Genomic DNA, 11,101 nt, shown 5'->3' on the forward strand with positions numbered 1-11,101 from the left:
TCGAGTACTACAACAATCAACGCCGCCACTCAGCCATCGGAGACCAACCTCCGATCAGCCGACTGTCACCAACCTGACCGCCGAGTACAGCTAGCCCTTGCTGACGCGGGCCATCACCTTGTCGGCGGCGGCCCAGTGGTCTTCGTGTACCCACAGCGTGGCGAATGCCGAGATGGCCTCCTCGGGTGTGACGCCCGCGATGACCCGCTTGATCTCGTCAGCGGCGTCGCTGGCGAGTTTGGTTGCCAGCGAACGCCATTCGGCTTCGAACGAGGCGCGTGGCACCACCATGTCGACCAAACCCACCTGTAGCGCCTCGGCGGCCCCCAGGATGGTCCCGCTGCCGGCCAGCATCAGGGCCCGGCCCCGGCCGACCAGTGCGGCCAGGCGCTCGGCACCGCCCCAGGCCGGCATGATCGCCAGCGTCACCTGGTTGAAGCCGATCCGGATGTCGTCGCAGGCCACCCGGATGTCCGCGGCCACCGCGAACTCAGCGCCACCGCCCAGGGCGTGGCCGTTCAGGGCGGCGACCACCGGTCCGGGGAAACCGGCGATGCGGTCGCAGATGCCGCGCATCCGGCGAGCCATGTCGGCGGCCTCGTCTGCGGTGCGCAGCGCGGCCAGTTCTTTGAGATCCCCGCCGGAAACAAAGGCCTTGTCACCGGCGCCGGTGACCACCAGGGCCTTGGCTCCCGATGCGAACACCGTGTCCAACGCGGTATTCAACTGATCCATGGTGCCCAGCGATATCGCGTTGCGAGCCTGCGGGCGGTCAATGGTGATGACGGCGAGCGCACCGTCGGCTTCGTGGGTCACCCGGACGTCGGACAAGGGTGGTTCTCCATCTTCGGTATTGGCATTCTCGCAGCCGGAGAATAGCATCATCGGTCGATAAGTCCGGCGGTCGTCGGCAAGCTCGGAGGTGGTCGGCAGTCCATGCAAAATCCTGGTCCAACCCCACATCTGATGGCACCGGGCGTCGTTGCACCGGTACGCCATGTTCCCGCTGAACTCACCGAACGGTACGTCGCCGAGGGCTGGTGGGTCCCCGAGACACTGGGTCAGTTGCTTGCGCGCGGTCTGGAGGCAGCGCCGGATACCGGATTCTGGGTGCATTCGGAGGTGCGCCCCTACGCGGGCACCTTCGCCGACGTCGAGCTGGTGGCTCGCCGACTGGCCGCCGGACTGCGGGCCCGCGGCGTCGGCGCCGGCGACGTGGTGGCCATGCAACTGCCCAACTGGATGGAGGCCGCGGCCACGTTCTGGGCGGCCGCGTTGCTGGGCGCCATCGTGGTGCCGATCGTGCATTTCTACGGCCGCAAGGAAGTCGGCCACATCCTGAAGGTGGCGGCACCGCGGGTGCTCGTGACCACCGAGCGCTTCGGCCGGATGGAATTCCACCGCGACCTATGTGCGGAGGTCCCGATCGTGGTCTTGGTCGGCGCCGCGGGGGAAGGTCCTGAACTGGACTTCACCGACGTGCTGGCCGATGAACCTATGGCCGGCACGCTGCCCGCCGACCCGGCCGGTCCGGCGCTGATCGCTTTCACTTCCGGTACGACGCGCGACCCCAAGGGCGTCATCCACAGTCACCAGACGCTGACGTTCGAAACCCGCCAGCTGCTGGCCAACTATCCGCCGGGCCGTGGTCGGCAGCTGACTGCCACACCGATCGGCCACTTCATCGGGATGATCGGCGCCTTCCTGATCCCGGTGCTCGAAGGGGCGCCCATCGATCTGGCCGACGTCTTCGACCCCGCCAAGGTGCTGGCGCTGATGGCCTCCGACGGTGTCTCGATCGGTGGCGGCCCGCCGTATTTCGTCACCAGCCTGCTGGACCATCCGGACTGCACCGACAGCCATCGCAAGCTGATCACCACTGCCGGCCTGGGTGGTTCGACGGTGCCCGTTGCTGTGACCCGCCGACTGAACGACATGGGCGTGTTCGTCTTCCGCTCGTACGGCAGCACCGAACACCCGTCGATCACCGGATCGGGACCCACCGCGCCCGAATCCAAACGGCTCTACACCGACGGCAATGCGCGTACGGGTGTGGAGATCAAACTGACCGAGGACGGCGAGATCCTGTCCCGAGGACCCGACTTGTGTCTCGGCTACACCGATCCGGCGTTGACGGCCAAGGCTTTTGACGACGAGGGCTGGTACCACACCGGCGATATCGGGGTGCTGGACGCCGACGGCTACCTGACCATTACCGACCGCACCACCGACCTGATCATCCGGGGCGGCGAGAACGTCAGCGCGCTGGAGGTCGAGGAAGTTCTACTGGCCATGCCCGAGGTGGCCGAGGCGGTGGTGGTGGCTGCACCCGACGACCGGCTCGGCGAGCGGGTGGCGGCGGTGCTTCGGGTGAGGGCGGGGGAGACGATGCCGACGTTGCAGCGGGTGCGCGAGCATTTCGAGCAGGTCGGGGCGGCGCGGCAGAAGTGGCCGGAGGAACTTCGCGAGGTTCCGGAGGGCCAGGACTACCCGCGCACCGCCAGCGGCAAAGTGCAGAAATTCAAAGTACGACAGGAATTCGCCGCAAATCCGGCCTGAACCTGCGGTAATGCTCGTACCAACTGGGTGAAAACACGGTCGAAATAGCCGTAAAACGGGACCCGGCGTGTTGCCACTACACCCGAATGAGAATATGATTCTCACGAACCGAAAAGGAGCATCTCATGGGTCAACTGTCACACCGGGTCGACATTCCATTCCCGCTGTTCGACGCGGACAACCACCTGTACGAGCCGCCGGAGGCGCTGCTGACCTACCTGCCCAAGGAGTACAAGGACGTCGTCCAGTACGTCGAGGTCAACGGCCGCACCAAGATCGCCATCCGCGGTCAGATCAGCAACTACATCCCGAACCCCACCTTCTCGGTTGTCGCCAAGCCTGGCGCCTGGGAGGAGTACTTCAAGTTCGGTAACCCCGACGGCAAGAGCAAGCGTGAGCTGTTCGGTGAGCCCATGAAGTCCATCCCCGCCTTCTTCGAGCCCGGCCCGCGCCTGGAGCTGATGAACGAGCTGGGCATCGACCGCACCCTGATGTTCCCGACCCTGGCCAGCCTCATCGAGGAGCGGCTGCGCGACGATCCGGTCACCATCCACGTCCTGATCCACTCGCTGAACCAGTGGCTGGACGACGTCTGGGGCTTCAACTACCAGAACCGCATCTTCACCACCCCGGTCATCACCCTGCCGATCGTCGACAAGGCCATCGAAGAACTGGAGTGGGCCGTCAAGCGTGGCGCCCGCGCCATCCTGGTCCGTCCGGCACCGGTGCCCGGCTTCCGCGGCCCGCGCTCGTTCGCGCTGCCCGAGTTCGACCCCTTCTGGGAGCGCTGCGTACATCACGACGTCTTTGTCGGCATGCACTCCTCGGACAGCGGCTACTCCCGTTACACGTCGGAGTGGGACGGCTCGGTGGAAGAGATGCTGCCGTTCCAGACCAACGCCATGGGCATCCTCAACGAGTGGCGCCCCATCCAGGACGCAGTGGCCTCGTGGGTCATCCACGGTGCGCTGTTCCGGCACCCGAAGCTGAAGGTCGGTGTCGTCGAGGCCGGTTCCAAGTGGATGTTCCCGCTGCTGGACTCCATGTCCGAGGTCTACAAGAAGGCGCCCGAGGCGTTCTTGGGCAACCCGATGGAGGAGATCAAGAACCGCATCTACGTCAGCCCGTTCTACGAGGAGGGCATCGACGACCTGATCAATCTGATCGGCGTCGACCAGGTGCTGTACGGCTCTGACTGGCCGCACCCGGAGGGCTTGGCCGAGCCGACCCACTACATCACCGCGCTTGAGCACCTCGCCATCGAGGACCAGGCCAAGATCATGGGTGGCAACCTGGGCCGCCTGGTCACCGTCTAAGGGTGTCGTTGCAACAAACCTGGCAGACCATCCCTGAGATGGTCTTGAGCGCGGCGGATCGGTTCGGTGACGCTGAAGCTGTAGTCGACGGTCCGCTGCGCTTGTCTTTCAATCAACTCGCCGAACGCGTCCGCCTCGCAGCGGGCGCGTTCGCCGGGTTGGGCATCGAGAAGGGCGACCGGGTCGCGCTATGGGCGCCCAACTCGGCTGAATGGATCATTGCCGCGTTCGGCATCATGACCGCAGGCGGCGTGCTGGTGCCGGTGAACACCCGATTCAAGGCCGACGAGGCCGCTGATGTGGTGTCTCGCAGCGGCGCGAAAGCACTCCTGGTGCAAAAGGGCTTCCTGGGTACCGATTACGAGCTTCCGGGCGTGCCCACCATCGACCTGAAGTCGGGCTTCCTGACCAGTGCGGCACCCTTCGACCAGGAGCCCGCGGAGTGGTTGAGCACCGACGACATCTCGGATGTCATCTACACCTCGGGTACCACCGGCCGCCCCAAGGGCGCCATGATGAACCACGGCCAGACCCTGCGGATGTATGAGGAATGGGCGACGCTGGCGGACCTGCGCCAGGGTGACCGGTACCTGATGATCAATCCGTACTTCCACACCTTCGGGCTGAAGGCGGGTTTGGTGGCTTCGCTGCTACGCGGTGCCACGATGCTGCCGGTCGCGGTTTTCGACATCGATCAGGTCGTGAATCTCATTGAGGCCGAACGTATTACGATGCTTCCCGGCCCGCCGACGCTGTATCACTCGCTGCTGACGGTGGCTGACAAGTCCCGACTGGCCTCCTTGCGGGCGGGCGTCACCGGTGCCGCCGATATTCCGGTGGAACTGGTCCGCCGGATCCACGATGAGCTGCCGTTCCAGACTTTGATGACCGGATACGGGCTGACCGAGGCCGGCAATGTCACGTTGTCGCTGCGCGGCGACTCCTTCGAGGACGTGGCCACCACGGCCGGCGTGCCGTGCGAGGGCGTCGAGGTCCGTGTTGCCGACGACGGAGAGGTGCTGGCCCGCGGCTACAGCATTATGCAGGGCTACCTGGACGACCCGGACGCCACTGCCGCTGCCATCGACGCCGACGGTTGGTTGCACACGGGCGATCTGGGTGAGTTCACTGCGTCGGGGCGGCTCAAGATCGTGGGGCGCAAGAAGGACATGTTCATCGTCGGCGGGTTCAACGCGTACCCGGCCGAGATCGAGGGATTCCTCCTGGAGCATCCGGCGGTCGCGCAGGCCGCGGTCATCGGGGTGCCTGACGAGCGGATGGGCCAGGTCGGCAAGGCGTTCGTAGTCTGCAAGAACGGCGGCATCGGTGCTGATGAGCTCATCGACTGGAGCCGCGAGCGAATGGCTGGCTATAAGGTGCCGAGGTTTGTAGAGTTCCGGAGCGAGTTGCCGCTTAATGCGACCGGCAAGGTGATGAAGGACCTGCTGCGTTAGCCGCTGGGAGACCACTGGCTGAGCGTTCGAACAGCATGTAAACATCATTTCCGCTGGACAGCTGACCTTTTGTGGTCCAGTAACATGGAGTATGTTCGGCCGCATATCGCAAAAGTGATAATGTCATTCTCACTAAGCGCCTTGCTGAACGGATAGGAGGTTTCGATGCCGTCCCGCGATAAGGCGACGCCCACATTGGATGTAGAAGACGTGGATTTGCAGAACGAGCGAACGCTGGCACCGGATTCGGCCGATGCGCTGGTCTTCGCCGCCGATGAGGCAGAGGCGGAGGCCGCCGAAGCCGAGGCGATGGCTGCCGCCGCGCGTGCCCGGGCCAAGGCCATCCGGCTACGACGGGCCGCCGCTGAAGCGGTTGCTGAGCCGACGGTCGAACCCGCCCCGACGGAGTCCGAAGCGACTGCCGCTGAGTCCGAGTCCCAATCGACGACTGAACCCGACGACAGTACCGAAGCAGTCGATGAGACCGCGGCTGTAGACGAAGTCGAGGCTCCCGAGAACTGGGCTACCGACCGGCCGGGACAGTCTCGGTTGCGTGGCATTCTGCCCGTCATCGGCGCCACGCTTGTCGTCGTGCTGTCCCTGGGGCTGATCAGTGCCGGCGGTTGGATGATGTGGCAGCATCAGAAGACTGCCGCCGACAAGCAGCACCGGGCCGAGTTCGCGGCGGCCGCCGCGCAGGGCGTCGTGAACCTGATGTCGCTGGACTTCAACCACGCCAAGCGAGACGTGCAGCGGATCATCGACGACACCACTGGAGACTTCAAGAAGGACTTCGAGTCGCAGGCCGGCGATTTCATCAAGGTCGCCGAATCGTCGAAGTCCATCACCGAGGCCACTGTGAATGCCACGGCAGTTCAGTCGATGACGCAGGACACCGCGAATGTGCTGGTGGCGGTGACGACGAAGGTGTCCAATGCGGCCAGTAAGGATCAGCAGCCGCGGTCCTGGCGCCTGAGCGTCGACGTGGCGCGTGACGGCGGCCAGATCAAGCTAGCGAAAGTCGAGTTCGTGCCGTGACCTCCGAGAAAGACGCCGTGGTTGTCGATGAGGAATCGACCGCGCAAGAACTGACCGATTCATCGGGCGGCGAGGATTCGACCGCGCTCGTTGAGGGCGAGGATTCCGGCACGGCCGCCGACGGTGAAGATTCAGACACGGCCGCCAGTGACGAGGATTCGGCCATCGCCGGCGATCAGTCGGGTGGCAGGCTGCCACGCTGGTTGGTCCCAGTCTTGATGGCTGTGTTGCTGGTGGCTTCGGCCGGTTTTGCGGCGTGGGTGTACTTCGCCCAGTACCGACCGGACCAGCAGACTGACGCCGCGGTGTCCAGCACTGTGGTCAAGGCCGCGTCCGACGGCGCGGTGGCGATGCTCTCGTACGCTCCGCAAACCATGGACAAGGACTTCGCCACCGCGAAGTCTCATCTGACCGGCGATTTCCTGAACTATTACACGAAGTTCACCAACGATGTGGTGACCCGGGCAGTGAAGGAAAAGTCGGTCAAGACACAGGCCACCGTCGCAAAGGCAGCGGTGTCGGACCTGCATCCCGATTCGGCGCTGGTGCTCGCGTTCATCAACCAGACCACCGTCAGCAAGGAAAACCCGGACGGATCCTTCGCGCAGAGCGCGGTGAAAATCACCATGACGAAGGTCGACGGGAACTGGCTGATCTCGGCGTTCGATCCGGTGTAGGTCGATGCGCGGCAGGCACTTGTCGCGCTCTGCGTCCCGATAGGGTGACGTGGTGACATCTTCGGCGATCGTCGCGCTGCCGGCAGACCTCGACGCAGCCGACTTCAGCGCCCCCATCGCCGGTGCAGCGGCTTTGGTGCGCGTCGTGCGAGCCGTCGGCGACATCGCCCCTGTCGTTGTTGCGGCTGCGGAATTACTGGTTGCCGCGGCCCGGGACTGTCTTGCGGCCAATGGCCTCGGCAACGTCACAGTGCTGGCCGTCCCCGTGGGTACCCTTCGCGATTGTCTGGCCGCCGCTGTGGAATATGTTGCGCGGGAACCGATTTGCGCCGACGAAATACTGATTCACGATGTCCGGTATCCGTTGGCTCCGGCCGCGGTGGCGGGCCGGGTGGTGGGCGGACTCCAGCAGTGGGATGTCGTGCTGCCGACGCTGCCGATGACCGACAGCGTGAAAACCGTTGCCGCACACGGTGTTGTGTTGGGCAATGTGGATCGTTCCGAGCTGGCCGTGGTGCAGTACCCACGCGGCTACACGGTAGCGGCGCTTAGCAAGATGCTCGCCGCCCCGACGGTCGAGGTGGTGCCGACGGATCTGCGGGTGGGCACGGTCGACGGCGATCCGAATGCGTTCGTCGTCGATCTGGCGCACGACCGGGGGCTCATCGAAGCGATTGTGACCGCCGGCTGAGCCGGCTTATGGGCCGCGCCGGCTGAGCAACTGCTCGGCCACCTGCACGTCGTGGGCGAAGGTCACCTTGAAGTTCTGTGCAGAGCCGGCGATCGCGTGGACCCGGACGTCGGTGAAACGCTCCACGCACGACGAGGTGTCGGTGCCATCGAACCCAACAGCTTCCGCAGCGCGATAGGCCTGCAGCAGCGGCGCAGCCCGAAATGCCTGGGGCGTCTGCACGCGGACCAGAGATTCGCTGATCGGAGTTAATCGACCGTCGGGCGCTGTGCGCACCACGTCGCCGGATTGCAGTACCGGAATCGCTCCGCCGTGGGTCCGGGCAGCGGCGACGGCAGCGGTCATCAGCGCCGGGTCGGCCAGCGGTCGTGCGGCATCGTGGATCAGCACCACATCGACCGATCCGGATTCGATATCTTCGGCAAGGTGGTCCAGCACATTCAGCTCGGAGCCGTGCCGGGTGTCGCCGCCTTCGACGAATTCGACTGCAGCGAAAGGAAGTTCGTCGGCCAGCAGAAGCTCAACTTGCTGTTGTTCGCCGCGGCGGAAAACCAGGACTGTGCGGGCGATCTCCGGCGTCGCGGACACCGCTGCCACCGACCAGCTGACCATGCTGCGCCCTGCCAACTTCAGATACGCCTTGTTGCCGTCGGCGCCCACCCGTGAGCCGATTCCGGCAGCAAGCACCACGCCCACGGCAGTCGGGATGTCGGACACGCGTTCACGGTAGTGGGCGGTCGGGTCTCGGGTGCGGGAGGCTTACCGTTGAGCCGCCGGACACGTGGTACCCGAAGGGACACAACAACATGAGTGCGCCTGATCCTCGCCCGACGGTGGCGGCCCATCGGCTGCGGCCGATGAGTGGCCGTGATCCGCATGAGAAGCACCGGGTGTCGACACCGCTGGAGCTGCTGTTCGACCTGACCTTCACCGTCGCCTTCGGTGTCGCGGCATCGGAACTGGCCCACATGCTGGCGGCCGGCCACGTCGGTGCCGGCATCACCGCTTTCCTGTTCGCGACCTTTGCGGTCTGTTGGGCATGGATCAACTTCACCTGGTTCGCCTCGGCGTATGACACCGACGACTGGGTGTTCCGGGTGATGACCATGGTCGAGATGGTCGGCGTGCTGATCCTGGCCTTGAGTCTGCCGGCGTTCTACGACTCGGTCGAAGCCGGTCGGCACGTCGACAATGCGGTGCTGGTGGCGGGCTACGTGGTAATGCGAATTGCCTTGGTAGCTCAGTGGTTACGGGCGGCGCGGCAGGACCCCACCCGTCGGTCGGCGGCACTGACCTACGTCACGATTGTGTCCCTGGTGCAACTTGGCTGGATCGGCACGGTGTTCCTGCCGACGTCGGTACCGGTGACGCTGGCCATCTGGGTCGTGTTGATTGCTATCGAACTCACCGGGCCCTGGCTGGCCGAGGCCCGTTGCGGCGGCACGCCCTGGCACGCGCACCACATCGCCGAACGGTACAGCCTTTTGGCGATCATCGCGCTCGGCGAAGGCGTGGTCGGCACGGTCGCCACGCTGTCTGCCGTGATCGGCGAGCACGGGTGGTCCGCTGATGCGGTGCTGCTCGCGGTCGCTGGCACGCTGCTGACCTTCGGCATGTGGTGGGTGTATTTCATGGTGCCGGCCGCCGACGTCCTACACGCCCACCGCGAGCGCTCGTTCTGGTTCGGCTACCTGCAGATGCCGGTCTACGGGGCGATCGTGGCGACGGGTGCCGGTCTGCACACCGCCGCCTACTTCATCCAGCACCACTCGGCGCTTGGTTCGGTAGCGAGCGTGGTGACCGTGGTGATTCCGGTCGGCATTTACATCGTGTTGGTCTACCTGCTGTACCGGTTGATGCTGAGGTCGGCTGACCAGCTCCACCTGCTACTTCTCACGCTGACCGCGGCGGTGCTGGTGGCGGCGGTGGCGCTGGCGTCAGCCGGAGTGCCGATGGCGGTCTGTCTGCTGGTGGCGAGCTTGGCTCCGCTGGTGAGCGTGGCGGGGTTCGAGTTGATCGGGCACCGGCATGCCGCGGCTGCCGTGGCACATGAGCGGGAGGCCTGAGTCCCAGCAGCTGGGGGAGTTGTGGCCCATGTGACCAGTGGCGCTAACGGTTTGTAAGGGGCAATTGTCATATTCTGAGGTACGTGTCGATTTCCCGGCGTGATGTGCTGAAATATGCCGCTGCCGCGCCCGCAGCTCTGGGGCTGGGTGCCGGATTGCAATCGATCATCGACGCGGCGACTGCCTCTGCAGTGCCATACGGAGTGTTGCTGGACTACGCCGCCGGTGTCATCAAGGCCGCTGATCTGCGAGCCGCGGGTGCTGTGGGTGCCATCCGGTACGTCTCGGACCGCCGACCGGGCGGTGAGTGGATGCTCGGTAAGCCGATTCAGCTGCCCGAGGCGCGCGACCTGTACCAGAACGGCATGAAGATCGTCTCGTGCTACCAGTTCGGCAAGGCGTCCAGCGCCGACTGGCTCGGTGGCCAGGCCGCGGGGGTGCAGCACGCCCAACGGGGGTTCCAGTTGCACACGGCTGCAGGTGGCCCGGTGGGTGCGCCGATCTACGCCTCCATCGATGACGATCCGACCCCTGAGCAGTACAAAGCCCAGGTCGCGCCGTATCTGCAGGGTTGGGAATCGGTGCTGGGGCACCAGCGAGTCGGGGTGTACGCTAACTCCAAGACCATTGAGTGGGCCTTGCAGGACGGTTTGGGCTCGTTCTTCTGGCAGCACAACTGGGGGTCTCCTGGCGGGGTTCCACATCAGGCCGCGGCGCTGTACCAGGTGGAGATTGACAAGCAACACGTGGGTGGCGTGGGTGTGGACCTCAACAACATCCTCAAACCACAGTTCGGTCAGTGGGACTGACCGCGCATCTAGTTAGCTGGCGGTCGGATACGGGCGGACGGTGGCCGTTGGTTCGGCAAACATTTGTATACCGAACTTACCGGCCGTATAGACACTTTCTGCGGCCCTGTCGCCGTTCGACGTCGATTTATTTATTACCCGCAAGTAGGGTCGCTCCGGCGCCACATCGATGATAACGATTTGATAACAATACCGCTTTGATCTGCGAGGTTGTTGCTACTCGACCGTAACCACCTGCATGCAGGACATTTGTTCTGCATGCCGGAGACCGATTTGTGATGCCGTGTTACCCAACGTGGTGGTTACCAGTCCGTAGAACCCACCAGTAACCGAATCCGGGCTCAAGGAGAGGTCGAATCTTATGACACTCTTATTGCAGTCGGCCCGGCCTGCCGGGTGCCTCTGCGATGACGCGGCGCACCGAGCGGCACGGGCCTGACGCGATTCGACGCCGCATCGCGTGGCCCGGGGCCGACTACCCAGACACAGCT

General features: G+C 64.7%; 10 protein-coding genes. 8 read left to right on the forward strand and 2 right to left on the reverse strand.

All coding sequences use genetic code 11. The features are described from left to right. Nucleotides 1-90: 90 nt before the first annotated feature. Entirely contained in the window at nucleotides 91-882 is a 792-nt protein-coding gene (locus M2432_RS21985; protein ID WP_280829056.1) for an enoyl-CoA hydratase/isomerase family protein, read from the reverse strand. Between the two features lie 54 nt (nucleotides 883-936). Here M2432_RS21985 and M2432_RS21990 point away from each other — a divergent pair, with 54 nt between their 5' ends. From M2432_RS21990 to M2432_RS22015, 6 genes are all read left to right on the forward strand, one after another. Beyond that, on the forward strand, nucleotides 937-2,559 hold the full coding sequence (locus M2432_RS21990) for an AMP-binding protein (RefSeq protein WP_280828963.1): 1,623 nt from the start codon (nucleotides 937-939) through the stop codon (nucleotides 2,557-2,559). 125 nt (nucleotides 2,560-2,684) lie between these two features. Next, entirely contained in the window at nucleotides 2,685-3,875 is a 1,191-nt protein-coding gene (locus M2432_RS21995) for an amidohydrolase family protein (protein ID WP_280828964.1), read from the forward strand. 2 nt (nucleotides 3,876-3,877) lie between these two features. Continuing rightward, a complete protein-coding gene (locus M2432_RS22000) occupies nucleotides 3,878-5,329 on the forward strand; it encodes a FadD3 family acyl-CoA ligase (RefSeq protein WP_280828965.1) in 1,452 nt (483 codons plus the stop codon). A 165-nt stretch (nucleotides 5,330-5,494) separates the two neighbouring features. Continuing rightward, nucleotides 5,495-6,367 carry a hypothetical protein gene (locus M2432_RS22005; protein ID WP_280828966.1) on the forward strand — a complete coding sequence of 291 codons (873 nt, stop codon included), beginning with the start codon at nucleotides 5,495-5,497 and terminating at the stop codon, nucleotides 6,365-6,367. Further along, nucleotides 6,364-7,044: a twin-arginine translocation pathway signal gene (locus M2432_RS22010; protein ID WP_280828967.1), complete on the forward strand. Its 681-nt coding sequence runs from the start codon at nucleotides 6,364-6,366 to the stop codon at nucleotides 7,042-7,044. Before M2432_RS22005 ends, M2432_RS22010 begins: the two co-directional genes overlap by 4 nt. Nucleotides 7,045-7,096: 52 nt before the next feature. Beyond that, a complete protein-coding gene (locus M2432_RS22015) occupies nucleotides 7,097-7,735 on the forward strand; it encodes a 2-C-methyl-D-erythritol 4-phosphate cytidylyltransferase (protein WP_280828968.1) in 639 nt (212 codons plus the stop codon). Between the two features lie 6 nt (nucleotides 7,736-7,741). On the opposite strand, the gene M2432_RS22020 is transcribed toward M2432_RS22015, so the two are convergent. Further along, nucleotides 7,742-8,452, reverse strand: a complete 711-nt coding sequence (locus M2432_RS22020) for an IspD/TarI family cytidylyltransferase (protein ID WP_280828969.1) — start codon at nucleotides 8,450-8,452, stop codon at nucleotides 7,742-7,744. Between the two features lie 89 nt (nucleotides 8,453-8,541). On the opposite strand from M2432_RS22020, the gene M2432_RS22025 reads away from it, so the two are divergent. Together M2432_RS22025 and M2432_RS22030 are read left to right on the forward strand one after the other, a co-directional pair. Continuing rightward, a complete protein-coding gene (locus M2432_RS22025; RefSeq protein ID WP_280828970.1) occupies nucleotides 8,542-9,801 on the forward strand; it encodes a low temperature requirement protein A in 1,260 nt (419 codons plus the stop codon). Nucleotides 9,802-9,884: 83 nt separating this feature from the next. Further along, nucleotides 9,885-10,610: a DUF1906 domain-containing protein gene (locus M2432_RS22030; RefSeq protein ID WP_280828971.1), complete on the forward strand. Its 726-nt coding sequence runs from the start codon at nucleotides 9,885-9,887 to the stop codon at nucleotides 10,608-10,610. Nucleotides 10,611-11,101: the final 491 nt, after the last annotated feature.

Source organism: Mycobacterium sp. OTB74, from assembly GCF_029892685.1.
Classification (GTDB): domain Bacteria; phylum Actinomycetota; class Actinomycetes; order Mycobacteriales; family Mycobacteriaceae; genus Mycobacterium.

What these genes read in the sequence shown, in the direction of transcription:
- M2432_RS21995 (WP_280828964.1), top strand. Translation starts at nt 2,685, where the DNA reads ATGGGTCAACTGTCACACCGGGTCGACATTCCATTCCCGCTGTTCGAC.
- M2432_RS21990 (WP_280828963.1), top strand. Translation starts at nt 937, where the DNA reads ATGCAAAATCCTGGTCCAACCCCACATCTGATGGCACCGGGCGTCGTT.
- M2432_RS22025 (WP_280828970.1), top strand. Translation starts at nt 8,542, where the DNA reads ATGAGTGCGCCTGATCCTCGCCCGACGGTGGCGGCCCATCGGCTGCGG.
- M2432_RS21985 (WP_280829056.1), bottom strand. Translation starts at nt 882, where the DNA reads ATGCTATTCTCCGGCTGCGAGAATGCCAATACCGAAGATGGAGAACCA.
- M2432_RS22005 (WP_280828966.1), top strand. Translation starts at nt 5,495, where the DNA reads ATGCCGTCCCGCGATAAGGCGACGCCCACATTGGATGTAGAAGACGTG.